24 protein-coding genes are annotated in these 25,047 nt (G+C 56.2%); 12 read left to right on the plus strand and 12 right to left on the minus strand.

The genetic code is table 11. The annotated features are described in order from the left end of the window. The first annotated feature begins 17 nt into the window (after nucleotides 1-17). The 3 genes from BM114_RS09390 to BM114_RS09395 all read left to right on the plus strand — a co-directional run bounded on the left by BM114_RS09390 (nucleotide 18) and on the right by BM114_RS09395 (nucleotide 1,849). Nucleotides 18-755, plus strand: a complete 738-nt coding sequence (locus tag BM114_RS09390; RefSeq protein WP_092112782.1) for a nitroreductase family protein — start codon at nucleotides 18-20, stop codon at nucleotides 753-755. A gap of 176 nt (nucleotides 756-931) precedes the next feature. After that, complete coding sequence (locus tag BM114_RS14385; RefSeq protein WP_177207087.1) at nucleotides 932-1,102, plus strand: hypothetical protein; 171 nt, start codon at nucleotides 932-934, stop codon at nucleotides 1,100-1,102. 42 nt (nucleotides 1,103-1,144) lie between these two features. Next, complete coding sequence (locus tag BM114_RS09395; RefSeq protein WP_092112784.1) at nucleotides 1,145-1,849, plus strand: hypothetical protein; 705 nt, start codon at nucleotides 1,145-1,147, stop codon at nucleotides 1,847-1,849. 199 nt (nucleotides 1,850-2,048) lie between these two features. On the opposite strand, the gene crcB is transcribed toward BM114_RS09395, so the two are convergent. The 8 genes from crcB to BM114_RS09435 all read right to left on the minus strand — a co-directional run bounded on the left by crcB (nucleotide 2,049) and on the right by BM114_RS09435 (nucleotide 13,600). Beyond that, a complete protein-coding gene (gene crcB / locus BM114_RS09400; RefSeq protein WP_092112786.1) occupies nucleotides 2,049-2,426 on the minus strand; it encodes a fluoride efflux transporter CrcB in 378 nt (125 codons plus the stop codon). Nucleotides 2,427-2,441: 15 nt separating this feature from the next. Next, a complete protein-coding gene (locus BM114_RS09405) occupies nucleotides 2,442-3,908 on the minus strand; it encodes an MFS transporter (protein WP_255406481.1) in 1,467 nt (488 codons plus the stop codon). Nucleotides 3,909-3,996: 88 nt separating this feature from the next. Further along, on the minus strand, nucleotides 3,997-6,474 hold the full coding sequence (locus BM114_RS09410) for a bifunctional UDP-N-acetylmuramoyl-tripeptide:D-alanyl-D-alanine ligase/alanine racemase (protein ID WP_092112789.1): 2,478 nt from the start codon (nucleotides 6,472-6,474) through the stop codon (nucleotides 3,997-3,999). A gap of 18 nt (nucleotides 6,475-6,492) precedes the next feature. Beyond that, the gene (locus tag BM114_RS09415; protein ID WP_092112791.1) at nucleotides 6,493-7,317 is read right to left on the minus strand and encodes a GSCFA domain-containing protein; all 825 of its coding nucleotides are present in this window, start codon (nucleotides 7,315-7,317) and stop codon (nucleotides 6,493-6,495) included. Beyond that, complete coding sequence (locus BM114_RS09420) at nucleotides 7,296-7,733, minus strand: NUDIX domain-containing protein (RefSeq protein WP_092112792.1); 438 nt, start codon at nucleotides 7,731-7,733, stop codon at nucleotides 7,296-7,298. The genes BM114_RS09415 and BM114_RS09420 overlap by 22 nt, the downstream gene beginning before the upstream one ends. A gap of 5 nt (nucleotides 7,734-7,738) precedes the next feature. Continuing rightward, complete coding sequence (locus BM114_RS09425; RefSeq protein WP_092112793.1) at nucleotides 7,739-10,579, minus strand: bifunctional fucokinase/fucose-1-phosphate guanylyltransferase; 2,841 nt, start codon at nucleotides 10,577-10,579, stop codon at nucleotides 7,739-7,741. Further along, entirely contained in the window at nucleotides 10,576-13,071 is a 2,496-nt protein-coding gene (locus BM114_RS09430; RefSeq protein ID WP_092112794.1) for a YfhO family protein, read from the minus strand. Before BM114_RS09430 ends, BM114_RS09425 begins: the two co-directional genes overlap by 4 nt. An 82-nt stretch (nucleotides 13,072-13,153) precedes the next feature. Beyond that, nucleotides 13,154-13,600, minus strand: a complete 447-nt coding sequence (locus tag BM114_RS09435; RefSeq protein ID WP_092112795.1) for a hypothetical protein — start codon at nucleotides 13,598-13,600, stop codon at nucleotides 13,154-13,156. Nucleotides 13,601-13,647: 47 nt separating this feature from the next. Between BM114_RS09435 and BM114_RS09440 the strand changes: the two genes are divergently transcribed. Genes BM114_RS09440 through BM114_RS09450 form a run of 3 tightly spaced genes read left to right on the plus strand, consistent with a single transcriptional unit; the run spans nucleotide 13,648 to nucleotide 15,142 of the window. Next, entirely contained in the window at nucleotides 13,648-13,914 is a 267-nt protein-coding gene (locus BM114_RS09440; protein ID WP_092112797.1) for a hypothetical protein, read from the plus strand. 30 nt (nucleotides 13,915-13,944) lie between these two features. Further along, nucleotides 13,945-14,628 carry a 5'-methylthioadenosine/adenosylhomocysteine nucleosidase gene (locus BM114_RS09445; protein ID WP_092112799.1) on the plus strand — a complete coding sequence of 228 codons (684 nt, stop codon included), beginning with the start codon at nucleotides 13,945-13,947 and terminating at the stop codon, nucleotides 14,626-14,628. 34 nt (nucleotides 14,629-14,662) lie between these two features. Then, nucleotides 14,663-15,142 carry an S-ribosylhomocysteine lyase gene (locus BM114_RS09450; RefSeq protein ID WP_092112800.1) on the plus strand — a complete coding sequence of 160 codons (480 nt, stop codon included), beginning with the start codon at nucleotides 14,663-14,665 and terminating at the stop codon, nucleotides 15,140-15,142. A 127-nt stretch (nucleotides 15,143-15,269) separates the two neighbouring features. Here the strand turns inward: BM114_RS09450 and BM114_RS09455 are convergent, their stop codons facing one another. The 3 genes from BM114_RS09455 to typA all read right to left on the minus strand — a co-directional run bounded on the left by BM114_RS09455 (nucleotide 15,270) and on the right by typA (nucleotide 19,004). Next, the gene (locus BM114_RS09455) at nucleotides 15,270-16,367 is read right to left on the minus strand and encodes an ROK family protein (protein ID WP_092112801.1); all 1,098 of its coding nucleotides are present in this window, start codon (nucleotides 16,365-16,367) and stop codon (nucleotides 15,270-15,272) included. A 109-nt stretch (nucleotides 16,368-16,476) separates the two neighbouring features. Next, a complete protein-coding gene (locus tag BM114_RS09460; RefSeq protein ID WP_092112802.1) occupies nucleotides 16,477-17,175 on the minus strand; it encodes a porin family protein in 699 nt (232 codons plus the stop codon). Nucleotides 17,176-17,201: 26 nt separating this feature from the next. Further along, nucleotides 17,202-19,004, minus strand: coding sequence for a translational GTPase TypA (typA, locus tag BM114_RS09465; protein ID WP_092112803.1), 1,803 nt, complete (start codon nucleotides 19,002-19,004; stop codon nucleotides 17,202-17,204). Nucleotides 19,005-19,235: 231 nt separating this feature from the next. Here typA and BM114_RS09470 point away from each other — a divergent pair, with 231 nt between their 5' ends. The 6 genes from BM114_RS09470 (at nucleotide 19,236) to BM114_RS09500 (ending at nucleotide 23,557) form a co-directional block, all read left to right on the plus strand. Then, complete coding sequence (locus BM114_RS09470; protein WP_092112804.1) at nucleotides 19,236-19,760, plus strand: hypothetical protein; 525 nt, start codon at nucleotides 19,236-19,238, stop codon at nucleotides 19,758-19,760. A gap of 97 nt (nucleotides 19,761-19,857) precedes the next feature. Beyond that, entirely contained in the window at nucleotides 19,858-20,889 is a 1,032-nt protein-coding gene (locus BM114_RS09475) for a hypothetical protein (RefSeq protein ID WP_092112805.1), read from the plus strand. Between the two features lie 6 nt (nucleotides 20,890-20,895). Continuing rightward, complete coding sequence (locus BM114_RS09480; RefSeq protein ID WP_092112806.1) at nucleotides 20,896-21,171, plus strand: hypothetical protein; 276 nt, start codon at nucleotides 20,896-20,898, stop codon at nucleotides 21,169-21,171. A 206-nt stretch (nucleotides 21,172-21,377) separates the two neighbouring features. Beyond that, complete coding sequence (gene rpsO, locus BM114_RS09485; protein WP_092112807.1) at nucleotides 21,378-21,647, plus strand: 30S ribosomal protein S15; 270 nt, start codon at nucleotides 21,378-21,380, stop codon at nucleotides 21,645-21,647. 346 nt (nucleotides 21,648-21,993) lie between these two features. Beyond that, complete coding sequence (locus BM114_RS09495; RefSeq protein ID WP_092112809.1) at nucleotides 21,994-23,346, plus strand: leucine-rich repeat domain-containing protein; 1,353 nt, start codon at nucleotides 21,994-21,996, stop codon at nucleotides 23,344-23,346. A 7-nt stretch (nucleotides 23,347-23,353) separates the two neighbouring features. Continuing rightward, nucleotides 23,354-23,557, plus strand: coding sequence for a hypothetical protein (locus tag BM114_RS09500; RefSeq protein ID WP_092112810.1), 204 nt, complete (start codon nucleotides 23,354-23,356; stop codon nucleotides 23,555-23,557). A gap of 388 nt (nucleotides 23,558-23,945) precedes the next feature. Here the strand turns inward: BM114_RS09500 and BM114_RS09505 are convergent, their stop codons facing one another. Further along, nucleotides 23,946-25,043 carry an ankyrin repeat domain-containing protein gene (locus BM114_RS09505; RefSeq protein ID WP_092112811.1) on the minus strand — a complete coding sequence of 366 codons (1,098 nt, stop codon included), beginning with the start codon at nucleotides 25,041-25,043 and terminating at the stop codon, nucleotides 23,946-23,948. Nucleotides 25,044-25,047: the final 4 nt, after the last annotated feature.

A 25,047-nucleotide genomic window follows, 5' to 3' on the forward strand; every position in this document is an offset into this window, starting at 1 on the left:
AAACAAAAATTACGATTATGAAAACCATCAATACTCGCAGGAGCATCCGGAAATACTCTTCCCGAGAAGTTGAAGACGCCTTGCTGAAGAGACTCCTCAGCGAGTCGGAGCGCACCCAGACCCTGGGAAACCTGCAACTTTACTCCGTCGTCATCACGCGCGACGACGGCAAGAAGGCCGAGCTGGCACCGGCTCACTTCCACCAGCCGATGGTGAGCGGAGCCCCCGTGGTGCTCACTTTTTGCGCGGATTTCCGGCGCACATCGCTCTGGGCGGAGAACCGCAGGGCCACCCCGGGCTACGACAACCTTCTCAGTTTCCTGAACGCGGCCACCGACACCTTATTATATTGCCAGACTTTCTGCAACCTCGCCGAGGAGGAAGGGCTGGGATTGTGTTTTCTGGGAACCACCGTCTATATGCCGAAGGAGATTATCCGCATACTGCGCCTGCCGAAACTGGTATTCCCTGTTGCGACCATCACGCTCGGCTGGCCCGACGAGTCGCCCGAATTGAGCGACCGGCTCCCCCTGGAGGCCATCGTCCACGAGGAGACCTACGAGGACTACACGCCCGAGCGAATCGACCGGTTCTATCAACCCAAGGAGGCTCTGCCGGAAAACAAGCACTTCGTGGAAATCAACCACAAGGAGACTCTGGCACAGGTTTTCACGGACATCCGCTACACCAAGAAGGACAACGAGGCCATGAGCGAGGGGCTGCTGGAAGCCCTCCGGCAGCAGGGATTCCTGTAAAAAACGAATTCCACGGCGACAAGACATGCCCATATAATTCAAGATATGGCCTTTTATGCGCACCTTTTGTAAGTTTCCGTAATTAAAATCAGCAAAAATCCTCAAAAAAACTTGTTTTATATTGATATGTTATATATATTTGCAGCTGTATAATTAACCTTTAACACAATAAGCCAATGAAGAGAATTCCATTTGGGTCAATTGTGATTTTCATTGCATCTGCGTGTTTGGAAACCGAAATCAATGAAACTAATATCGGTGCAACAAATGTGGGAAAATATATAGTTTCCCCACAGCAAGCTAAACTGAATACGCAGTTTTCAGCAAAAACAAACATTAACTCATAAAACTATAAGAACATGAAATCCTTGATAAAAATTCTGTCCGTAATGGCATGTGTTGTTCTCTTTAATGCATGTGATAGTAATAATGAAGAAGGAGAAGATAATACTGCGATTTTCGGTGATAGCTTTCAAATAGCCTTCTACAGTCCGAGCGGCACCAATATAATAGATTCCCTCCAACTGGTAAAAGATGTCAACAGCAAGGTCTTCCGTATTTCAGAAGACATTCTTACGGCTTCTCTCACGCGAGAGAGCGACGGAACAACTACCGGACCTGAAGGCAGCCCGACCCAAAACCATTCAGAATCACATCTATGGCTTCCTTCCTCAATGACTTTTATCAATGGCTCTGCGTGGCAAAAGGATTCACCTTTCAAAGAAGGCTTGGATGTCGTACCGGAAATAAAAACCATCTTAGGGGAAAGAGGGTCGTTCCTGTCCATCCAGTTTGGGGACATGAACTATTCCAGTTCATATGGAAGCAAGAATAAAGAGCAGGATGAAGGCTATGCTTTCAAGCTCGTCTCCAAGACTCTGTTCGGTGATGAGAACACGCATATATTTAAGTTGTATTATCATATAGAAGGTGCCTTAGGCGAGTTCTATAAATGCGAGTTTGACGGGAAAGACATGGAAATCCAGTCAGACAGACTTTATAGTTTGACAAAGGAATACAATTCCAAGGCATATCCTATCAGTCGTAAGGTAGCCGCAATCAACTATATCTTAAAAGTGAATGTAGAAAGATAGCACCCTCAGCGGACGCCTGTTGACACCCGATGGGCATGGACTTCTTTAAACGATATTTCCTCGAAAAGTAAAAGGCGGCTAAAAGGTCGCCTTTTAGCCGTTAGAAGGCGGGCTTTTAGCCGTTAAAAGGAAAGCTTTTAGCGGCCTTTTACTTTGCGGCCAGCCACGCCCCGTATTCCAGCTCGTTTCCTCCGCCCGCTCAAAGCATTTTCGCCAGCTGGTTGCCCAGCAGCAGGGCGAGGAATCCCACGGCAAGACTTGCGAAGACATAGAGCATCAGGCACAGGTGGCTCCCATCCCGCAGCAGGGCGGAATTCTCGTTCATGAAAGTAGAGAAGGTGGTGAATCCGCCGCAGAACCCCGTGGTGAGCACGAGCCGCGTGTTGGCACTCATCAGATGGCCTGCCGACGGAATCCCGGAGAGCAGACCGATGAGCAGGCAGCCCAGGATGTTCACGGCGAAGGTGCCCCACGGGAACGCCATCACCGCCAGCGACTGCACCCACCTTGAGACGAGATAGCGCATGCCGCCCCCGACGAAGCTGCCCATGCCCACGAGTAAGAAGTCCTTTATCATATACCTTTTTATATATTAGCACTCGACGGGCTTGTATTTCGGAACGAGCCCCTTCATGACGAGCCACCCGGCCAGGTAGGCCACCGAACAGTAGCAGAACAGAATCATATAGGCCGCCTCCTTGCCCTCGAAGCCCAGGAATACGGACTGCGCCGCGTCGCAATGGTCGATGAGGCGGCCGCTCAGGAAGTTGATGAGAAACGAGCTCAGGCCGCCCGCCATGCCGTTGATGCCCGTGATGGTGGCCACCGCGCTCTTCGGGAAGAGGTCGCTCCCCACGGAGAAGAGGTTGGCGCTCCAGCTCTGGTGGGCCGCCCCGATGATGCCGATGAGCACGATGGTTATCCAGCAACTGTATCTGCCGAGCGGCTGCGCCATCAGTCCGAGCAGGGGGAAGAGCGCGAAGATGAGCATGGCACGCATGCGACAGGCATAGGGGTTCTTGCCCGTGCGGTTGATGAGAATCGTCGGCAGCTTGCCCCCGTAGAGGGAAAGCATGGTGATGGCATAGAGCACGAAGATGAGCATCTGCGCCATCGGGGTGTCGGAGGTGTAGCCGTAGACATCGCTGATGTAGGCCGGCGTCCAGAAAAGAAAGAACCACCACACCCCGTCGGTGAGGAACTTGCCGGAGAGGATGGCCCAGGTCTGGCGCAGCTTCAGGCACTGCCCTATCGACATCTTGTGCTTCTCATTCTGGGCTTCGCCCTCCACCCTTGCGTCCTGGAGGATGTATTCACGCTCCGCGTCGTTGACATGCCTGTTCTCCTTCAGCGGCTGATAGACGAAGAGCCAGAAGCCCATCCACACGAAGCCGAGCGCGCCGATCAGCACGAAGGCCATCTCCCAGCCGTTGCCCACGCCGATATTCTTGAAATAGCGGGCCAGCGTGGGAATGCTCAACGGGGCTATCAGGGCGCCCACGGTAGCTCCGGCGTTGAAGATGGAGGTGGCGAAGGCGCGGTCTTTCTTCGGGAAATACTCCGCCGTAACCTTGACGGCCGCGGGGAAGTTGCCCGACTCTCCGGCGGCCAGAACCACCCGGGCGGCCAGGAAGAAATAGACGCTCACCATCGAGACCGTGGCTGCCACATCGCCGACGGCACCCACCAGCTGGGCGGCGTCTTCCACTCCCACTACCTGCTCCGTGGCCCATCCGCACGCCGCATGCAGGCAGGCACCCGCCGACCAGATGCCGATGGCCCATAGATAGCCGCGCTTCGTGCCGAGCCAGTCTATGATCCGGCCGCTGAAGAAGTTGGCGATGGCATACATCACGGCGAATGCCGCCGCAATGTTTCCATAGTCGGTGTTCGTCCAATGAAACTCGGGGGCGATGAAGTCCTTCCAGGTCAGCGAGAGGACCTGCCGATCCAGATAGTTCACGGTGGTGGCGAAAAAGAGCATCGCGCAGACAATCCAGCGGAAGTTTGTCATCTTCTGCTGCATGCCCTGGCTGGTGTTTGGTGTGTCATAGTTCATGTTCATGGTATGTTTTCAGTTCTTGTTTTCATTATGGAGGAGCCCGCCCGCAGGCCTTCCTGCTCCGGGGAGACCTGCGGCGGAGCGTTTAGTCTTGGAAATACACGCGCTTCACGCGGTTGGAAATGCCCGTGAGCACCTCGTAGGGGATGGTGTCGAGCACATCCGAGAGCACCGTTACGGGCAGGTGGTCGCCGAAGATTTCCACGCTGTCGCCCTCCTTGCAGGGGATGTCCGTTACATCAATCATGCAGACATCCATGCAGATGTTGCCCACATACTCGGCCTTCTGTCCGTTTACGAGGCAATGGCAGCGGCGGTTGCCGAGGCGGCGGTTCAGGCCGTCGGCATAGCCTATCGGGATGGCGGCTATCACGGAGTCGCGGGTCAGGGTGCCCTTGCGGCTGTAGCCCACCGTCTCGCCCGCCTTCACGCGGCGCAGCTGGAGGATGGTGGTCTTGAGGGTAGAGACATTGTTGAGGATTTCGTTGTTGCGGGGATTGATGCCGTAGAGGCCCAGTCCCAGCCGGCACATGTCCAGCTGACGGTCGGGGAAGTGCTCGATGCCCGCCGAATTGTCTATATGGCGCAGTATCTTGTGGTCGAAGGCGGCCTGCAGCTGGCGGCTGCCGGCGTCGAAGAGCTCGAACTGCCGTGCGCTGAAGTCGTCGAACCCGTCGCTGTCGGAACCCACGAAATGGGAGAATACCGAGCGGGGGATGATGGCGTTCTGGTGCTTCAGGCGGTCGATGAGGCGCTCCATGTCTTCCTCGGGGTTGAAGCCGAGGCGGTGCATGCCCGTGTCGAGCTTGATATGGACGGGATAGCCGGTGATGCCCTCCTTCTCGGCAGCCTTTATCAGGGCCTCGAGCAGCCGGAAGGAGTAGACCTCCGGCTCAAGGTCGTAGTCGAACATGGTCTTGAATGCCGTCATCTCGGGATTCATGATCATGATGTTGGAGGTGATGCCGTTCTTGCGGAGGGTTACCCCCTCGTCGGCCACGGCCACCGCCAGATAGTCCACCCGATGGTCCTGCAGAGTCTTGGCCACCTCCACGCTGCCGGCACCATAGGCATCCGCCTTGATCATACACACCAGTTTGGTCTCCGGCTTCATGAAGGAACGATACCAGTTGAGGTTGGCGACCAGGGCCGAGAGGTTCACCTCGAGAATCGTCTCGTGCACTTTCTGCACGAGGAGCTCGGTCAGCCGGTCGAAGCCGAACTGCCGCGCGCCCTTCAGCAGGATGACCTCGTCGCGCAGGGAGGCGAACACCTCGCTCTGGATAAACTGCTCCACGCTCCTGAAGAAGCACTTCTCCGGGATGCGTATATCGTCGGCCTGGGCAGTAATCTGCGGTCCGATGCCGATGAATTTCTCCACACCGCGCTTCTCGCAGAGGGCCGACACCTCCCGGTAGAGCTGCTCCGGGGTCTCCCCGCTCTGCTCTATATCGCTCAGGATCAGGGTGCGACGGCGTCCCTCATGGTCCGGTCGGCGCGCCATGAAGTCGAGGGCTATGTCGAGGGAGTTGATGTCCGAGTTATAAGAATCATTGATCAATGTGCACCCGTGCTGGCCCTGCTTCACCTCCAGGCGCATGGCCACGGGCTCCAGATGCTGCATCCGCTCGTCCAGATCCTCGGCGCTCACCCCGAGGTGAAGGGCCACCGCGGCACAGATCACCGAGTTGACGATGGAGGCATTGTCGATGAACGGCAGCGAATACCAGTTCTCCTCGCCGCCCCGGAAGCTATAGGTAACGGTCGTGGCGGTGGCCTTCTTCTCCACCGACTTCACATACAAGGCGGCATGCCGGTCGCTCATCGACCAGCAAAGTCGCTCGCCCTTGTAGCCTTCTGCTTGCACCACCTTCCCCACGATGTCGTCGTCGGCATTGTAGACCAGCGTCTTGGCATCGTGGAAGAGCTGCGCCTTCTCGCGGCATTTGGCCTCCAGCGACTCGAAATTCTCCTGGTGCGCCGCGCCGATACCCGTCAATACGGAGATGGTGGGCTGGATGATGTTGCGCAGCGGAGCCATCTCCGTGGGCTCGCTGATGCCCGCCTCAAAGAGCCCCACCTGTGTGCTTTCGTTCAAAAGCCATACGGAGAGCGGCACTCCTATCTGCGAATTGTAGCTGCGCGGACTGCGCGTTACCGCCATCTGGGGCGACAGCAGCTGATAGAGCCACTCCTTCACCATGGTCTTGCCGTTGCTTCCCGTGATGCCCACCACGGGTATGCTGAACTTCTCGCGGTGGCGCTCGGCCAGGCGCTGCAGGGCCTCGAGCGTACTCTCCACCTTCAGGAAGTTGGCCCCGGGGTAGTCTTTCTCATAGTTAGCCGGCAGGGTTTCCACGACAAAGTTATACACCCCGCGGCGGTAGAGGTCGGGAATATAGTGATGGCCGTCGTTCCGCTCCGACTTGAGCGCAAAGAACAATGTCTCCTCCGGGAAGCAGAGCGAACGGCTGTCGGTAAGCAGGAAGCCGATATTGGCATTCTGTTCGCCATAGCGGCGCGCACCCATCAGGGCTGTTACCTTTTCTATAGTATATGTCATTTCTATGTTAGTGTTTCCTTATTCCAGTGCAAAGTTAGGATATTTTTCCGAAAGAGCCCGAACTCTTAACATTGTTTTATCCATAAAGCGGCGGTATTCCTCCGAGTCGGGAGCAAACGGCCGGTGTGCCAGAGCCTCTTTCAGGGGCTTCCATTCGTTGAGGAAGTCAAGGGTCGCCTGTCCGAAATAGGCCTCCGAGAACTTATCCCAGATGTAGGCCACAGCCTGCTCCGAGGGGTGCAGCATGTCCTCCTTGTAGAAGCGATAGTCGCGCAACTCGTCGTTCACGATTTCATAGGCGGGGAAATAAGTCAGGCTCGAGTCGGGCCGGTCGGCGGCCTTCACCACCCTGTCTACTGCCAACAGGAGGGTGGCCTTCGACAGCTGGCTCTCATGGTAGCCGTATTTGCGATAGCGGATGGGGCTCACCGTGAAGACAACCTTCACCCGCGGATTGACATTCCGCAACGCCTCGACGGCCCGGAGGAGATAGTCGGCGCACTCGTCCACGCTGAGCAGCCGCTCGATGAACAGGTTCTGGGGACGCTTCTGGCAGTTGTCCACGATCTCGCCCGTTTCCTTAAGCACATAGACATGATTCGTGCCCAGGGTAAAGACGGCGACATTGGGCACCTTGCCGGCCTCCGACTGGCGCACGACGGTGTGCAGCACCGAGGCAGGATTGTACATCACGCCATAGGGATTCACCGTGGCCCGGAACCTTTCTTCCTGGAAACGGCGACCCATGCTGTCGGCAAAGCAACTGCCCACAAAGAGCATTTCCTCACAGGGAGGAATCTCAAACGGAGCCTTGCGAATCTCTACCTGCGTTCTGAATTCCATCTTTCGACAGCCTTTCGTAATATCATTTCGTGGTCGAAGGCCAGCTGCGGCAGGTCGTCCAGCGAGAACCACCGGGCCTTCTTGGCATCATCTGCACCCCTCACCGCCACCACGGCCGGCAGCTCTACATAATAAGTGATGGACACGATGCGCTCACGAGGATCGCGGTCGACGGCCGTAAAGGCTCCTACCTGGTGAACCTCGGCCACCGTGAGTCCCGTTTCCTCCTCCAGTTCGCGGCATGCAGCCTCCTCGGCGGTCTCGTCGATGTTCATGAAACCGCCCGGGAAAGCCCACTCGCCACGGCAGGGGTCGTTCTTCCGCTCGATGAGCAGCACCTTCGTGTCTGCCCCGTCGTGCGCAAAGACCACGCAGTCGGCGGCAACGGCGGGATGGGGATGTTTATAAGTATACATATGCCTTAACTTCTTGAAACCTGCAGTCCTGTCTCACTCAGCGACATCTCCACGAAGCGCACGTTGTCATTCGGCCTGTTCTCGCCCAGTATCTGCCGGATGCGGGCGGCTGCCTCCGGGTCTTTGGCTATCATGTAGAGATAGCCTCCGCCGCCCGCGCCGGGCAGCTTGTAGCCCGCACAGAGGTCGTCCACGCTCCGGATAATCTCCGCCACCGCCTCCGGGTTGGTGCCGCGGTCGAGCATCTGGTTCTGCTTCCAGGTCTTCCGCACCAGCTGCCCTATCTCGCTGAAGTTGCCCCGCTGGATGGCCTCATACATATCCATGGTGTGCGCCTTCATCTCCCGCAGCACCGCGAGCTCGTCGTGCTGGTTGAGGAACATGCGGCGCACGATTTCCGAGAGGATGTTCTTTGCCGTCCGGGTGATGCCCGTATAGTAAAGCAGGTGGCAGGCACGGTATTCCGGCTGCATGAAGACCGACGAAGGCAGCCATCGCGCTATCGGTTTCTGGTCGAATCCCTTGTCGCTCTGCAGGAGCTTGATGCCCGGGAGGATTCCTCCGAACTGGTCCTGCCAGCCTCCGCCGGTGGTGAGAAGCTGCTCGAGAACCAGCGTCCGGCGCCCAATCTCGTTCTTGTCCCACATCAGCCCGCAGAAATCATTCAGCGCGCCGAGCACCGTCGAGGCGAGGATGCTGCTCGTGCCGAGCCCCGAACCGGCAGGAATGGCAGAGAGCATGGTAACCTCTATGCCGCAGCCGAACACCCGGAGCTGCTCCTCGAGCGAGCCGAACTTTTCCACGGAAAAGCCAGGCTGGAAGCCTGCCAACACCAAGGCGGCCTTGGGAATGGAGAAAGGACTCCCCACATGGTTGAAGTCGGCCAGCTCTTCATAGGTGCTCACCTGCTCCGAGGCACCGAGGTCGATGCTGCGGAGCACGACACGGTATTCCCTGCTCGGGCGTATATAGGCCTGCAACGGGGGCTGCCCGTTCAGCTCGATGGCAAGGTTGATGACATTTCCTCCCTCCATCAGGCAGTAAGGCGGGGTGTCGGTCCACCCACCGGCAATATCAATGCGCACGGGGCTCCGCCCCCACACGATCTGGTCGGGATGGACGGTCATGCGCGGATGCTGCCTCGACGCGAGGGCGGTCTGCGTCAGGCCTTCACGCAGAAGACCGAACGCCTTGGCCTCGTTCGCCGCATATTCCTGGCCACGCAGACGCTCCAGCTCGGAACGGAACATGGCGTCGTGGATGCGCGTGAGCAAAGGCTCGCTCTCCGGGAGCGGCGACGGCTCGGCCACGCTGTGGGCGGCAAACTCACGGGCGGCATCCTCCAGGTCGACTTGATAGAACACGCTGTGGGCATAGTTCTTGGCCAGGAAAGGCCAGTTCTTGCCCCGATTCTCCCGTCTTTGCTCCGACAGGCGTAGCAGGTTGGCCTCCGCGGAAATCTCGTCGGCACTCATCTTGCGGCAGTGCTGCCACAGGAAGAGTCCGCCCTGCTGGTAAGGCTCGTTCAACATCCACCGCAGCGCGAGGCCGGCATCATGCACATTGTCCACCACGGGGAAGATGCGTGCCGACTGGAGGTCGTCCGCGCCCTCTATGGCGGCCGTGTCTATCCTGCGCTCCTCGGCCCATTTAATAAAAGGAAGGCCGATAAAAGTAGTGGCGGCATCGGTCAGACTGCCGCGAAACAGGTCGTTGAAACCGTAGGGGCGCACCACAAACCGGCTCTCGCCCACCGGCACGATGTCTACGCACTGCCCCGCCTTGAGCTCTATCTGCCAGTCATTTTCCGGAACTCCGGTGATGATATGGTCGTGCGCTATGGTCCATTGCTCACTCACGCAGCTGTTCTCTATCCACAGATTCCTGTTCTCCTCGGTGATTTTTATCCACACTTCAGAGTTCTGTTGGAAGATGGAGGGGTGCGGTTTGCGGGAGTGATGCATGATTTCACGCTGGTCGTTCACGAGATTCTGCACGGCAAGGGTCGACGAAATGATTTCCCGCGAAGTGCCGTAATGGTAGAATTCGCCTCCGGGCAGCGGCACCACGGCCACCTTCAGGCTGCGCACCTCCGGGTCATCCATCGTCGGCTCGGTACCCAGACAGCATCCGAACTCGCCATACAGGTCATAATTCGTAATCTCGCCATCTTTCACGGAACGCTTCATGAGCACCTTGACGGCCTTGTCGGAGAGCAGCCACACGCCGATGTCGGTGAGATAATAGTTGTCTTGCCGCACCTGCGCCAGCGTCTCCACGGAGGGTTTCTGGAGCATGCACTTCAGCTCCGAGGGAGCCGCGTGCGACGAGACGAAGACCCCGTGGTCCTTGGCAATCTCGGCGTCGAGCCACAGCCCGTAGCACACCACATCCGCATCGGGGACGGGCTGGAGGGGTTCCGTCGAGCGGATGTATACATCTCCGCTCACGATGAGCGTGTGGAGACCGGACGGAGCCTCGTCCATGATCTTTTGGTAAAGGGGAATCTGCAGCGACAGCAGGTCTTGCGAGAGACGCTGACCGCGTTCCCAGCGGAATACGGGAATCGGGGTGAGCACCTTGCCCGACGGCGCATAGGCCGGCAGTCGGCGGCTCTGTCCGCCGGCATGGAGCAGCAGTCGCTTCTCCGACGACAGCCATTCGTCGAACGAGAGGCCTCCGCCCTGTGCCTCGAAGGCGGCTTTCAGCAGCCATGCCGAGCCTCCTCCCGATCCCAGCTTGCGATCTACGGGGTCGTTGGTGCAGAACCATTCGGCGCGGTCATAACCGGTTATATCATGGAAGTGCCTCACCAGATTGGGCGGCAGCGATAACAGTTTTTTCATTTCACGACCTTCTTTTTCTTACGATATTCTGAATAGATGCCCAGCAGAATCACGAGCAACAGCACGCCGTAGGCGATATAGGCGATGGTCTCCGTGGTGCTCACGCTCTTCGGGAAGAAGCTGAGCACCACCTTGTGGGTGCCCGCCTGGATGTGGATGGCACGCAGGATGTAGTCCACGCGGCCCACTTCCGCGGGCTCGCCGTCTACCGTTGCCGTCCATCCGGGATAGTAAACCTCGGAGAAGACGAGCACGCCGCCCTTGTCTGACTCCACCTGATAGGTCAGCTGGTTGGGCTCATAGGCCTCGATGGTTACCACGGACTTCGCGTCCTGCGGAGCCGCCTCGCCCAGCTGTTCCCTGAAGCGGGCGTCGGCAACGGCCTCGTGGCGCAGGTCTATCTGCCCGATGCGGTCTATCTCCTGATTGGCATTGTCCACATAGGAAATCCGGTCTACGAACCAGGCGTTGCCATAGGCGTAGGGGTTCTGTATCGGAACGGTCTGCCCGGCCTGGAGAGGAACGATGAAATACTTCGTGTTGAGCATGTTCAGCACCGGATAGAGCGAGTCGCCGTCAATCTTGGTCATGTCGCCGTTGGCCTCCGCTATGGCGGGCATCAGCTTCGACATCTCGGGATTGATGTAGGCCTCTATCATCTCCTGATAGCGGCGGAGCTTGGCCGCGTGATAGCCGCCGATGCTCTTATGGTAGTAAGAGGTCTCGTTTTCGTTGAAGGTGTTCGTGGCAAGATTCAGCACCCGGTAGTCCAACGCCTTGTCCTGCAGGATCTGCCGGTCGGTCGGCGTCATCTGCTGGGGCGTGTCGCGCACGCTCTTCTCCACGAACATGTCGTCGTTGAGATAGCGTTTGTTCACCTGCCACATGTCTATCAGGCAGAGCAGGGCTATGGCTCCGACCATCCATCCGGCCTTCAGCTTCCTCGCCTTGAAGAACAGGAGGCAGAGGGTGCCTATCAGGATGATCCAGAATGAGCGCCAGCAGTCGGCCGTGAAGACGGCCTTGCGCATCTCGGTGAGGTTGCTCACCACGGGACTATAGTATTCCGCGGGCAACTGCTTCAGGGCCTCCAGTTCGGAGGGCGACACGAAGTCGGAGAAGAAGACGCCCGGAGCCAGCGCGAAGAGCAGGGCCAGGCCGCCCGTGAGGGCAAAGCTCAAGTAGACCCACTTCACCTTGCGCGTCAGAATCTCGGGCTCGTCGACCACCCGCTTCAGCGCCATCATGGCCAGCAGGGGAATGGTGAACTCGGCGATGACGAGGATGGACGCCACCGTGCGGAACTTGGAATAGAGCGGCACATAGTCGAGGAAGAAGTCGGTGAGCGGCATGAAGTTGCGCCCCCACGACAGCAGGACGGAGAGCACCGTGGCGCCAAGCAACGCCCACTTCATGGGTCCCCGCACGATGAACAGCCCCAGGATGAAGAGCATGAGCACGAAGGCACCCACATAGACGGGGCCGCTGGTGCCCGGCTGGGTGCCCCAGTACTGGCCCAGCTGCTGATAGATCTGATAGAAATTGGGGTCGGCCTTCTTCATCGCCGTCTCATTGGCGGCCAGCGGCACGCTGGCTCCGCCCTTGGCGTTGGGGATGAGCAGCGTCCATGTCTCATCGAGGCCGTAGCTCCATTGGGTGATGTAGTCGCGGTCGAGACCGCTGTTGGTCTGATTGGCGGAGTTCTTCTTCACGAGCTCGCTCTTGCCGCGCATGCTTTCCTGGCCGTACTCCCAGGTGTGATAGAGGTTGCTCAGGTTGATGCAGATGCCGATGGCGGCACCCACCAGACAGGCCAGCGTGGCCTTGGCAAACCGCCCGAGCTGCTTCTCCCTGACGGCTTCCACGAGGAAGGCCACGACCATGAAGAGGATGATGAAGAGGTAATAATAGGTCATCTGCACATGGTTGGCCTTCACCTCAAAGGCCGAGAACACGGCCGTGAGGATGAGTCCCCACAGGAACTTGCCCCGGTAGGCGAGCACCACGCCCGCTATCATCGGCGGCAGATAGGCCAGCGCCATCACCTTCCAGATGTGCCCCGCGGCGATGATGATGAAGAAATACGACGAGAACGCCCACAGGATGGAGCCCAGCGCGGCCAGTTCCCTGCGGAAGTCGAACGCCCGGAGCAGGATGTAGAAGCCCAGCAGGTAGGCGAATACATACCAGACATTGTCCGGAAGCCACAGGTGATAGGCGTCCATGGCCTTCTGCAGGCCGTTGGTACTCGCATAGGACGGCGAGGTCTGATAGGTCGGCATGCCGCTGAAGGTGGCGTTCGTCCAGCGCGAGACCTTGCCCGTCTTCTGATAATACTCGGCAGCCTCCTGCCCCGCTCCCCGCCCGGCGGACGAGTCGTGGCGGAAAAGTATCCGCCCGTCGATGTCGGCCGGCATGAAGTAAACAAACGAGATTGCCGTAAACAAGGCCACGGCCGCAAGGTCGAGCCAGTATTTCTTCAAAGTCTTCATCTTGTTATTATATTCTTTTTCATCGTTCCCCCCGCATCGGGATTCCAGGTTGGAGACTCTTGGTGAGCCTGTCTCCTAAACACTAATGCGACGGGGTCAGATCCGTTACTTTATCTATCTTATAATTTTTCATTTCCACCTTCAAGGCCACAGTCTTGACTTTGCTCTGCATACGGTCGTCCATGTCATTGAAATCATAGGTTACGATGTAGGCATTTCCTTCTATTTCCACTTGCACAGTCCGCGATGACAACTCGTCGATGCCGTAATTGCAGGTAACAAACTCATAGGCAATTCCGTGGAGACGGTCTTCCTTGGTGTCCTTACACAGTTCCGCGGAGCAATAGATAGCCATCAGCGAGTCGCATTTGGCAAAGCTCTGCCGCATGTCCTTCATGCTGAAGGCCTTGCCATATTGCTGATAGAAAGAGAGTATCTTGCAGCCATCTTCCTCACCAAGGTTCTCTGCCCACAGGTTGGCGGCAAGGAGAACACCTGCCATTGCCAAAATCCAAAAGCTCTTTTTCATCCCGTCTTATCCGTTTTTTACTGCAATATGAGATTGTCCGAAACTCTATGAAAGGCAAGAAGAATATCTCTTTTTGCCATTTCACAGGCAAAATTAAAACATTTAAAGGTAAAAAACAAGAAAACGGAGATATAAAAGTACAAAAAAGCGAGCACAGCCCCTTTCTCCTCCCCCCGGCCGCACAAATTCGGGCTCACGACCGGAAAAACCACCCCGCCCTGCATGGAGGCACGAACAAAGCGGCCCCGCCGACAGCCCGAGGAGAGAAAAAGAGCAAGTTTTGGGGGAATTCTTCGTTTAAATCGGCAGTTTGATGTAACTTTGCGAACAAAACATCAGGAATCATGAGAATAGGGATTATCGTGGCGATGGACAAGGAATTCCGCCAGCTTTGCACTCTTCTGAAGGAGAGTACGACCGAGCACCGCCACCACAAGGACTTCACCCTGGGCCGCATCGGCGGCAACGAGGTGATTCTGCAACAGTGCGGCATCGGCAAGGTGAACGCCGCCGTGGGCGCCGTGGAGATGATAGACGGCTATCAGCCCGACCTCGTGCTGTCCACGGGCGTGGCCGGAGGTGCCAGCGTGAGCCTCGATCCGCTGGATGTGGTGGTGGCAACGGAGTGCGCCTACCACGACTTCTACTGCGGCAGCGAGGTGGAATACGGGCAGGTGATGGGGCTCCCGCCACGGTTTGCGGCTCCCGCGAGCCTCGTGGAGAAAGCCCTCGCCCTCGAGACGGAGACCCGCATCGTGGCGGGACTCACCGTATCCGGCGACTGGTTCGTAGACTCCAGGGAGAAGATGAGCGCCATCCTCGACCACTTCCCCGAGGCCATGGCCGTGGACATGGAGAGCTGCGCCATCGCCCAGACCTGCCACCTCTGCGGCGTGCCCTTCGTCTCGCTGCGCATCATCAGCGATGTGCCGCTGAAAGACCACAAGGCAGCGCAGTACTTCGACTTCTGGAACCGCATGGCCGAGGGCAGCTTCCGCGTAACCCGACAGTTCCTCGAAGCCCTCTGACCCGCGCCTCCGAAAACAACAAAAGACAACAGATATGAACAAGATTCCCAGCTTTACCATCAATCACGAGAAACTCCTCAGGGGCATCTATGTTTCCCGCAAGGATGCCGTGGGCAACGAGACGGTTACCACATTCGACATCCGCATGAAGGAGCCCAACCGTGAGCCGTCCCTGCACCCGGGAGCCCTGCACACCATCGAGCACCTGGCCGCCACCTTCCTGCGCAACGACGAGGAGTGGAAAGACCGCGTCGTCTACTGGGGGCCGATGGGCTGCCTGACGGGCAACTACCTCCTGCTGCGCGGCGACTATGAGAGCCGAGACATCGTGGAACTGATGAAACGCACCTTCGCCTATGTGGCCGACTTCGAGGGCGAGATACCCGGAGCGGCACCCAGGGACTGCGGCAACTGGCTGCTCCACGACCTGCCCATGGCACGATGGGAGGCACGCAAGTACCTGACCGAGGTGCTGGAGCACATCGGAGACGAGAACCTCACCTATCCGGAATAGCCCTTCAAGAAGAATGCGGCAGGAAGCACCGCTGCTCCTTGCCGCATTTCAAGATGTTACAAGCCGTGTGTAACACGATTACACGCCGTGTGTAATCGCATTACAAGCGGCGTGTAATCCCACCATCCTATTTATCCAGCTCGTTGAGGGCAAACATATAGGCTCCCAGGGAGATGGCCGGAGAAGCCCCGAGCTTCGTCCGGAGCACGCCGATGCGCTTCACCGGGTCGTAGTCCACGCACTCGTCGGTGCCGGGAACGGCCACCTTCACGGCACCTCCCTTCAGGAACTCGGCCAGCTCACCGGGGTCTTCCAGGTTGTAGACCCTCATCTGCATGTGCCCCACCTGCTCGCCGTTCATCATCTTAAGTTTGCTGTTCATCTCGCCGACCAGCGACGGGAAGATGAGGTCGGAGCTGTGAGCCACGCCGCCGCCGATGACCACGAGGCCGTCAACGATCGTGTCGGCCGTGGCAATGGCGTCGCCCGCCATCTCGCCCAGCTCGGCAAAGCTCTTGCGCGCAGCCTCCGCGTTGCCCGGACGGCGACCCGCGGCAATCTCGCTGATGTCCTTCGGCGTGAGGTCGGAATCATCGCCCGAGAGCTCCCTGTAGACGCGCTGCACGGCACGGATGGCCACGCTCTCCTCGGCTATATACTCGGGATATTTCTTGTTGCGGAAGCACCAGATGTCGCCGCCCACGCCGTTGTCGCCCAGCAGGAGCTCGCCGTTGATGACCACGCCCGCGCCGAAGCCGGTGCCGAGGGTGATGCCCAGCAGATGGCTGAACCGCTTGGGGCTGCCCGCCTGTTCAAGAAGACGGTTGACTTCGGGCAGCGCCCCGCCCATGGCCTCGCCGTAGGCGAAGAGGCTGCCGTCGTTGTTGATGAACACGGGCACGCCGAACTTCCGCTCGAGGAACGGGCCCAGGGCGATGCCGCCACGGAAGGAGGGGAAGTTGGGCAGGTCGCCGATGATGCCGTTCTTATAGTCGGCCGGGCCGGGAAAGGCGAAGCTGATGGCGCTGGGTGCGGCCGGCACCTGCGCCTTGATGTGCTCGAAGCCCTTGACGAGCTGCCCCAGACAGTCGTCGAGACTGGCCGCCATGGAAGGCAGCGTGTAGGATTCCACGATTTCCCTGCCGCCCTGCATGGCGGAGAACACGAAGTTGGTGCCGCCGGCATCGAGCGTAAGGATGATTCTCTGATCGTTCTTATAGTCCATTATGGTTGGTTTTTAGGTTGTTGTCAGGTAGTTTGGGTTTGTCGGCTGCGGGCCGGAGGGCTTGCGCGAGGCAGCTTTTCCCCCGCCCTGCCGTGGCTGCCAGCCGTCCTCAGAGGTTGAACTTATAGCCCACGGTGAAGGTGAAGAAACTGTTCTTGGCCCCGCTCGTATTGCTGACCTTCAGCAGTCCGAGGTTATAACGGGCGTCGAGCACCACATTCATATACTCATACGACAGGCCGAGGGGCACGGAAAGGTCGAACTGATGGTAGCCGTTGGTGGAGCTGACGCTCAGGGTTTGCGACTCGCCATAGGTGCCTACGCCGGTAGACTTGTCATAGGTTACATCCGAGACCTCCACCTCGTATTTGTCATGGACGAGGAAGCCCGCCTGCACACCGGCCTTCACGGCAAAGCCCGGAGCCAGATACAGGTTGGCCATCACGGGCACGAGGACATAGTCCAGACGGGTGTGTCTGTCATGATAAGCCGAATACACGGCCTGTTCATCCGTCTGGGTCTGCAGGATTTCCGTATCGCTGGTCCGATAGCCGAGAGCGGCATAATAGGCCCCGAGCGTCAGGCTGAGCTCGTCGGTGCACTGATACTCTCCCTCAAGGCCGGCCGTGAAACCGGCTCTGTACTTGGGTTTCATGGGGTGTCCGTTGTCATAGTAAATGTCCTCTTTGGTTATCTTGGCAATGCTCACCCCCAGTTTCGGAATCAGGGAGAATGTGCCCGGGCGGCTCTGGGCACTCGTCGTGAGGGCTGCCGTCAGAAAGAGTGCCGCCAAAAACATCTTTTTCATAATCCTCCTATTTATAATCGTATCTCTTATTCCTTGTTGGCGCGCTTGCGCTCCAGATGGTCGAGGAGTATCTTGCGCATGCGCATGCTCTTCGGGGTAACCTCCACATACTCGTCGGCCTTGATGTATTCGAGGCATTCCTCCAGGCTCATCTCGGTCTTGGGAACGATGCGGGCCTTGTCGTCGGAGCCCGACGCGCGCACATTGGTGAGCTGCTTGGCCTTGGTTACATTGATGACGAGGTCGTTGTCGTGCACATGCTCGCCTACCACCTGCCCGCTGTAGACCTCCTCGCCCGGGTCGATGAAGAACTTGCCGCGGTCCTGGAGCTTGTCGATGGAGTAGGCATAGGCGGTGCCGGTCTCAAGAGCCACCATGGAGCCGTTTACCCTCCGCACGATGTCTCCCTTGTAGGGCTGGTACTCCTTGAAGCGGTGAGCCATGATGGCCTCGCCCTGACTGGCCGTGAGCACATTGGTGCGGAGGCCGATGATGCCACGAGAAGGGATGTCGAAGGTGATGTTCACGCGGTCGCCCTCCGTCTCCATGCCGGTGAGCTCGCCCTTGCGGCGGGTAACCATGTCCACCATCTTCGAGCTGTATTCCGTCGGCACATTGATGTCGAGGTCCTCGATGGGCTCGCATCTCACGCCGTCAATCTCCTTATAGATCACCTGCGGCTGACCCACCTGCAGCTCGAAGCCCTCGCGGCGCATGGTCTCCACGAGCACGGAGAGGTGGAGCACGCCGCGTCCGCTTACGATCCACTTGTCGGTGGAGTCGTCCACCGGGGTAACGCGGAGAGCAAGGTTCTTCTCCAGCTCCTTGTTCAGGCGGTCGCCGATCTGGCGGCTGGTGCAGTATTTGCCCTCCTTTCCGAAGAAGGGGGAGTCGTTGATGGTGAAGAGCATGCTCATCGTGGGCTCGTCGACGGCGATGGGCGGCAGGGCCTCCGGGTTCTCGAAGTCGGCAATGGTGTCGCCGATCTCGAAGCGCTCGAGGCCTATCACGGCACAGATGTCGCCCGAATCCACATGGTCGGTGCGCTTGTGGGTGATGCCCTCGAAGGTGTGCAGTTCCTTGATCTTGGTCTTCTCCTGGGTACCGTCGCGATGGCAGATGGTGATGTTCATGCCGTCGCGCAGCGTTCCGCGATGCACACGACCCACGGCGATGCGGCCGGTATAGTTGCTGTAGTCGAGCGATGTAATGAGCATCTGCGGCGTGCCCTCCAGCTGCCTGGGAGCGGGGATGGCCTCGAGAATCTTGTCAAGCAGATAGTCTATGTTGTCGGTGGGTGCCTTCCAGTCTTCTCCCATCCAGCCGTTCTTGGCCGATCCGTAGACCACGGGGAAGTCGAGCTGGTCCTCGGAGGCGTTCAGGTCGAACATGAGGTCGAACACCATCTCGTAGACTTGCTCCGGACGGCAGTTGGGCTTGTCGACTTTGTTTACCACCACAATCGGCTTCAGGCCGAGCTGAAGGGCCTTCTGAAGCACGAAGCGGGTCTGCGGCATGGGGCCTTCGAACGCGTCTACGAGGAGCAGACAGCCGTCGGCCATGTTGAGCACGCGCTCCACCTCGCCCCCGAAGTCGGAGTGTCCGGGAGTGTCGAGGATGTTTATCTTGACACCTTTCCATGTTATCGAAACATTCTTTGAGAGGATGGTGATGCCCCTCTCACGCTCGAGATCATTGGAGTCGAGCACCTCACCACTGTTATCCTGACCCTCACGGAAGAGCTTTCCGGCGAGCATCATCTTGTCGACCAGCGTGGTTTTTCCATGGTCGACATGTGCAATCACTGCAATATTCCTGATATCTTGCATTTGTATAGCTAATAATTTCGGACGCAAAGATACAAAGAAATATTCAAACCGAATACAAGATTGCGATATTTCTATGATTTTAAAGAGGAGACGAAGCCCGCTGAAGAAGCTGCGGAAATCGGCAAATATCGCCGACGGGCATGATTTTTCCTCCCACGGGCTTTGCGGTTCCGATTTCTTTCCGTATATTTGCGCAAGACAATCTATTTACTTTTAACGAACCCGACAATTATGAACAACAATTCTCCTGATGTTTTCTGGATTATCTACATCAGCATTCTATGGGCTGCAGTATGCCTGACGATGTTCATCTACATCAGGCTTTTACAGGCCAAAAGTCTCAATAGTGGAAAGGGATTGTCGCACCTCACTTTGAACAAGACGACTCCCGAAAAGCAGGAAACCACTTACCCTGAAACCATAGAGGAAACGGAAGTGTTCCGAAAGTTCATGAAGTATTCCTACGAAGGCTCCTCCCATATACCTAAGGAATCCGACTGGCTTGACCTGGAGAAAGCCCTCGACCAATATTTCCCCTCCTTCGAAAAGAAGCTTTTATCCTCGCACCAGCTTTCCGAAATAGAGCTCCGCACTTCCATTCTCATCAAGTTAGGAATGAAGCCCAAGAAGATTGCCACCCTCCTATGCCACAGCAAAGAGGCCGTAGCTTCCATCCGCAGGCGGTTATGCATGAAAGTCCTAAAATCAGAAGTCCCCACTCCCGGGGAATGGGACGCATTCGTCCAACAACTCTAATGCACACTCTTTGCACACACGGGAATCACCATTCACGCGTTTTTCCTGCTATCTTTGTAACATAATTGATTTTTTAACCCCTTAAACATGATTAGTTATGAAAAAGATTTTTGCATTTGCACTGGTGCTGCTTTCTCTCTTATTAGGATGTCGTTCAGAGAATCAAGAAGAAGCGTATGTTTCAAAAGAGAACACCACTCACAAGTCCAGCATCTATTCTGAACTTGAAAATTACAACAAAAAAACATTTAACATTTCTGAGGAAAGAAAAGGAAACGGTTGGCGTTTAGGAACAGGTTGGGCTGTTACCACAGCTGATATTATGGCCGTTGTTCCTGCTTTCAAAATTTGCACAGGTGTTGCGGCTTTTATAACAGCTCTTTCTGGGGGAACGGCTGGACCTGCTACAGCGGTTGGCGTACTCGTAGGAACTGCATTTCTTGCTGGGGGTGCTTCGTATGGGACATATAGAGGCATCTGTGCAGGCGGTGTGGCTATGATAACAGACGAATATTTAAATAATTTATATGAAAATAATGAAACTCGTCCAACTATTATTTCTTTTAACGAAAGGCATACAAAGGACGCCTCAATAAAAAATAATTGCATCGTTTTTACCAATGACAGCATTTACGAAGAAATAGGACAACTACACAATTTGTTTGTATCAAACACAATATCTCATACCTTTAAGTCTACGAATCCTATTACCTATTCAACAACACCTCCTACGGAAGATCCAGGCGACCTACCTCCAATAGTCTACGAAGAGGTTAATTCATATGGTTTGACCTGTTTTTCCGATAATGATATGGTGAATATGACATCTACTATCAATGAAAAATTAGAACCATTTCGAAATAGTTATAATTATAAAGAGACTATTAACACTTTTATAGCAAATCAATATTTGTCTGAAAATGCAGCAGGTATTCTATCGCTTTTCATAGATGCACTTACACAGTATTCACCTGATTCTGAAATGATTGGTAGTACTATAAATACCTACAAAAGCAAAGTAAAAGAAACCTACGAATTGACAAAAGAAGAGAAAGACATTCTTATCATCGCATTTAGCGTTGCAGAATCCACCATAACTTATTGGTCTAACTTCGAACTATTTGAATAAACTCGTATGATGATGAAACAGACAGATTTACTTTCAGAACAGATTCAGGAGAACGAGAAGGAAATAGACGACTTTTTTGAAAGACACCTGCACATCAAAATCAGGCATCTCCTGCGTGCGATATGGATTATCGGAGTCGTCATGAGCATTGTCGGACTGGTTCTCTATTGGGGGACTCCCTATATGCGGGGCTTCGTTTACATCATGCTCCCTCTCGGCCTCTTCGGGCTGCTTGATATACTCTGGGACTCCATCCTCAGCCACGGCAAGGATACCAAATAGACCCAACGAAAAGACGCTCGACGGCAAACTCGGAGACAAAAAGCCAAAAAAATGCGATAAATATTTGCCTGTTTCACCAAAAAGTTATACCTTTGCACCGCAATTTCGGAGAATCCGATGCATTCAAGGGCGTTGCCGGTTGTGATTAAGGCCGCCGTACGCCCGCGGGATGTAATGTTGCGACAACCATTAATCAAACCACAACTATGTATTTAGACAAGACCAAGAAGGCAGAAATCTTCACGGAGTATGGCCAGGGCACGACCGACACCGGTTCGGCAGAGAGCCAGATCGCACTGTTCACCTATCGCATCAAGCACCTCACGGAGCATGTAAAGGAGCACCACAAGGACTTCGTTACCACCCGCTCGCTGACGATGCTGGTCGGTAAGAGACGCAGATTGCTGAAATATCTCTACAACCAAGATGTAGAGCGCTATCGTGCCATCACCAAGAAGCTCGGCCTTCGCAGATAACAAAGGTAAAGAGATTAGTTCAGTTCCCCGTTCCCATCATGGTGAACGGGGACTTTTTATCTCCCCGCCAGAGCCCCTCGCCATCAAACGGCAATGCCGTCCCCGGCAGTCCCCATGAAAACAGCCGAGTAACAAAAACATGAAAAAAACAGTCCGACAAAGAAAATCGCAATGTCCCCTCTTTTTGCTGTCCGCCCCGTGAAATCCATTCATCCCCGCCCCATAGGCGGATAGCCAGATACAAAGTATAATAAATATAGGTGTAATGCGTACCAGGAGGGCCAAACAACCCTTCCGTAGATTCATCGACAAAAATTAACGAGTTACAAATTAAAAGAACAAGAACATGAAACACTTTAAACTGAAAAACCAAGAATGTGCGCAAAACGGCATCAGGGCCATCGGGCGCATGAGGCCACTGCTCATCATGCTCGGCCTGATCTGCTGCCTGAATGCCTCAGCGGCCGAGACCTATCTATGGGGAACGGCCAACGGCACGAGGTTCTACCTGAAGGTGGAAGACCCCGTGAACAAGACCGTGCAGGTGCATGCAAACAGCGAGACCAGCTACAGCGGAGACATCGTCATTCCCGAAAAGATCATCGCGGAAGACGGCATAGAGTACACGATAAACCTCGTAGACCAGAGAGCCTTCTCAAACAACACGGCCATCACCTCCATCAGCATTCCCGGAACGGTTACGGAAATCGGGCAGTACACCTTCTCGGGCTGCACGGCATTGAAGACGGTAACGCTGGGCAAAGGCGTCGAGAGAATATTCAAATATGCTTTTGAAAACTGCACGAGCCTGGAAACCATCACCTTCCCGCACAGCAACCTCTATTTCGAGAAAGAGACCTTTACAGGATGCGGAAGCGTTGCCGAGGTGTATCTCAACGACGACAACCCGCAGGCCGTTACAGGCACCGACCCCTTCGAGGTTATCTCCCGCAACGCCACGCTGTTCGCCCCCTATGGAACAGAGGATAGATACAAAACCCTCTATGGATGGAAAGACTTCACCATAAAGCCCTATCTCGTGCTCGACGAGAACGAGACACTGGCACTCGCCACGAGAATAGAGTCCATCCGCACCATTTTCAAACGCAGCATCAAGAGCGACAAGTGGAATTCTTTCTGTGTGCCCTTCGCTCTCTCGGCAACCGACATCGCGACAGTATTCGGAGCGGGGACGCGCATACTGGAGTTTGACCCTAACTCAACCGAGTCTACCCTCAACTTTATCGATGCAAACGGCATCACGGCAAATAAGCCGTGCCTGATCAAGCCCACGAAGAGTTGGAGTACATATGTATTCAACAGCCTGACCGTTGACCCCTCCACCGCATTGGCGGTATCGGGAATCAACTACGACTTCACGGGCAACTACTTCAACGGCAATGTGCCCCAGGGCGCATGGTTCATCAGCAACAACATGTTCTACAAGGCCGTGGATGGCACCGACAAGCTGAAAGGCTACCGCGCATACATCACGCCCGCAGGCAGCAGCAACGGAGCGAAGCAAATGCACTTCACCATCTCCTCGGCAACCGGCATAGGCAGCATTGCCGATGCGCGGCAGCAAGGCCAGGACATCTACGGAATCGGAGGAGAGCTGATCCGGAAGAACGCCACCTCCACCGCGGGCCTGAAAAAGGGCATATACATTCAGGGCAACAAGAAAATCATAATCAAATAAACCAGTCATGAAAAAGGACTATACTGCTCCGAAGACAGAGCAAATCGAAATACACACAGAACGGTTGATGGGTCCCAACAGCGTAACCGAGAACGGACAGACTTCACCCGACATGGGGATAGGCGGCGACAGCCCGGGCGGACAGGAAGCCGACTCAAAGCCAGGCTTCTTCGAGAACGAATGGACGGCAAACAACCCCTGGGACGACTGACGGCACGCCGATTGCCGTGCCTGAAACAGACAGCAGAGCACCGCAACTCACCCTCCGGCAAGAAAGCATGGAGCCATAAGGCCATCGCAAAACTTCCATATACCTTACTGCTGCGGCAGTAAGGTATATTTCTTTAAAGAAGAGAACCGGCAGCCAGAACTTCGGAAGACAGTTCATTCTCCGGCCTATGCTCCAAGCCTCTAAGAAGTAAGGTTCCTAACAGCCTTCCACCCACTTTCCAGCAGCCTCTTGCCTTCCTTAATAGCTACCTTCCACTCCCCCTCCGGCCTCACCCCGCGGCAAGAGCGAGGAGGAGCGGCTTAAGGAAATACATTGGTCAGCTTTCCTTTTATATTGCTTTCTGGTGATGACCCGGCGGGCTGCCGCCTCAGCGCCGGTAACCCACCCTGCCCAGCTTGATGGGCTCCGGGTTGGCCAGCACCCATTTCACGGCGAGCTCATAGAGGCGATTGAAATCCTCCTCGGTGCTTTCCGGGCCGATGCTGCGGGCCAGGGCTGCCAGTTCCTGGTTCTCGTCTTCGGGCCTGCCGGGCAGCAATGCAGCCAGTCCCGTGCGCTTCAGGCCGGGAATGGGGTGCCCCATGGCGAAATAGCCGGGCAGAGACTGAGGCAGTTTGCGATAGTCGCGATCCCAGTTGCAGGCTCCGTTGTCGAGCACTTCGCGGGCCACCTTGCCGCAGATACGGATGACTTCGCCCTGCACCGTGGGGGCATGACCCGACGCGGGGACAAGCATATTCCAGAGTTCTTCAAACTGAGCGCCCACTTCTTTCGCCTTCACGGTAATGCGCTCGCTGCCGTCGTGCCTATGAACGGGTTCTACGGGCGTTACGCCGAACAGGGTATAGAGGTGCCGGAGGCCTGCGTCGGCGGCTTCGAGCCGGTTGGCAGCAAAGTCCGGGCGCGCCGCCTCAAACGATTTCCCTATGCAGATCACCTGCTCCCGGGTCTCCGCCGTAGGCTCGTCGCCTGCCTCGAGGAGTAGTCCGGCCATCTGCGCCACCCGCGCAATATCGCTGTTGCTGCATTCCTTGAGCAGCTCGAGGAGCGGCGTCTCACCCATCTGATTGCGGGCACGGACATCGGCACCGTGAGCCAACAGCACCTCCATGACTTCCGGACCGCTGGCAAAGTGGAGCACCCCGTTGCCATACTTGTCTTCGGCATGCACATCGGCTCCAAGGCCGAGCAGCAGTTTCACCTTCTCCTCCTGATTGGTAGAGGCATGTACCAACAGGGGCGTACGCCCATAACAGTTGTGCCCCTCGATGTCGGCACCGTGAGCCACGAGCCAGGAGATAAACTCACAGGAGACGCCATACATGCACAGGGCGGGCGTCTTCATCCAGTCGCGCTCGTAGGCGTTGATGTCGCACTTCTCAAACACTTGTTCCAGTTCGCGGATGTCGTTGCGCTCCATGATTTCCTTGAAATCCCGGGGCAGGGTCTGTCGTTTCTTTGCCATTTGC

It is taken from the genome of Prevotella sp. KH2C16 (assembly GCF_900113305.1).
GTDB lineage: Bacteria > Bacteroidota > Bacteroidia > Bacteroidales > Bacteroidaceae > Prevotella.

Bases quoted from the DNA above. Each gene is read 5' to 3' on its own strand.
- BM114_RS09395 (WP_092112784.1), top strand. From the start codon at position 1,145: ATGGCATGTGTTGTTCTCTTTAATGCATGTGATAGTAATAATGAAGAA.
- BM114_RS09425 (WP_092112793.1), bottom strand. From the start codon at position 10,579: ATGAAAAAACTGTTATCGCTGCCGCCCAATCTGGTGAGGCACTTCCAT.
- BM114_RS09430 (WP_092112794.1), bottom strand. From the start codon at position 13,071: ATGAAGACTTTGAAGAAATACTGGCTCGACCTTGCGGCCGTGGCCTTG.
- crcB (WP_092112786.1), bottom strand. From the start codon at position 2,426: ATGATAAAGGACTTCTTACTCGTGGGCATGGGCAGCTTCGTCGGGGGC.
- BM114_RS09390 (WP_092112782.1), top strand. From the start codon at position 18: ATGAAAACCATCAATACTCGCAGGAGCATCCGGAAATACTCTTCCCGA.
- BM114_RS09500 (WP_092112810.1), top strand. From the start codon at position 23,354: ATGAAAAAGGACTATACTGCTCCGAAGACAGAGCAAATCGAAATACAC.
- rpsO (WP_092112807.1), top strand. From the start codon at position 21,378: ATGTATTTAGACAAGACCAAGAAGGCAGAAATCTTCACGGAGTATGGC.
- BM114_RS09475 (WP_092112805.1), top strand. From the start codon at position 19,858: ATGAAAAAGATTTTTGCATTTGCACTGGTGCTGCTTTCTCTCTTATTA.
- BM114_RS09410 (WP_092112789.1), bottom strand. From the start codon at position 6,474: ATGACATATACTATAGAAAAGGTAACAGCCCTGATGGGTGCGCGCCGC.
- BM114_RS09460 (WP_092112802.1), bottom strand. From the start codon at position 17,175: ATGAAAAAGATGTTTTTGGCGGCACTCTTTCTGACGGCAGCCCTCACG.
- BM114_RS09405 (WP_255406481.1), bottom strand. From the start codon at position 3,908: ATGAACTATGACACACCAAACACCAGCCAGGGCATGCAGCAGAAGATG.
- typA (WP_092112803.1), bottom strand. From the start codon at position 19,004: ATGCAAGATATCAGGAATATTGCAGTGATTGCACATGTCGACCATGGA.
- BM114_RS09495 (WP_092112809.1), top strand. From the start codon at position 21,994: ATGAAACACTTTAAACTGAAAAACCAAGAATGTGCGCAAAACGGCATC.
- BM114_RS14385 (WP_177207087.1), top strand. From the start codon at position 932: ATGAAGAGAATTCCATTTGGGTCAATTGTGATTTTCATTGCATCTGCG.
- BM114_RS09435 (WP_092112795.1), bottom strand. From the start codon at position 13,600: ATGAAAAAGAGCTTTTGGATTTTGGCAATGGCAGGTGTTCTCCTTGCC.
- BM114_RS09445 (WP_092112799.1), top strand. From the start codon at position 13,945: ATGAGAATAGGGATTATCGTGGCGATGGACAAGGAATTCCGCCAGCTT.
- BM114_RS09420 (WP_092112792.1), bottom strand. From the start codon at position 7,733: ATGTATACTTATAAACATCCCCATCCCGCCGTTGCCGCCGACTGCGTG.
- BM114_RS09415 (WP_092112791.1), bottom strand. From the start codon at position 7,317: ATGGAATTCAGAACGCAGGTAGAGATTCGCAAGGCTCCGTTTGAGATT.
- BM114_RS09450 (WP_092112800.1), top strand. From the start codon at position 14,663: ATGAACAAGATTCCCAGCTTTACCATCAATCACGAGAAACTCCTCAGG.
- BM114_RS09440 (WP_092112797.1), top strand. From the start codon at position 13,648: ATGAAAGGCAAGAAGAATATCTCTTTTTGCCATTTCACAGGCAAAATT.
- BM114_RS09455 (WP_092112801.1), bottom strand. From the start codon at position 16,367: ATGGACTATAAGAACGATCAGAGAATCATCCTTACGCTCGATGCCGGC.
- BM114_RS09470 (WP_092112804.1), top strand. From the start codon at position 19,236: ATGAACAACAATTCTCCTGATGTTTTCTGGATTATCTACATCAGCATT.
- BM114_RS09480 (WP_092112806.1), top strand. From the start codon at position 20,896: ATGATGATGAAACAGACAGATTTACTTTCAGAACAGATTCAGGAGAAC.
- BM114_RS09505 (WP_092112811.1), bottom strand. From the start codon at position 25,043: ATGGCAAAGAAACGACAGACCCTGCCCCGGGATTTCAAGGAAATCATG.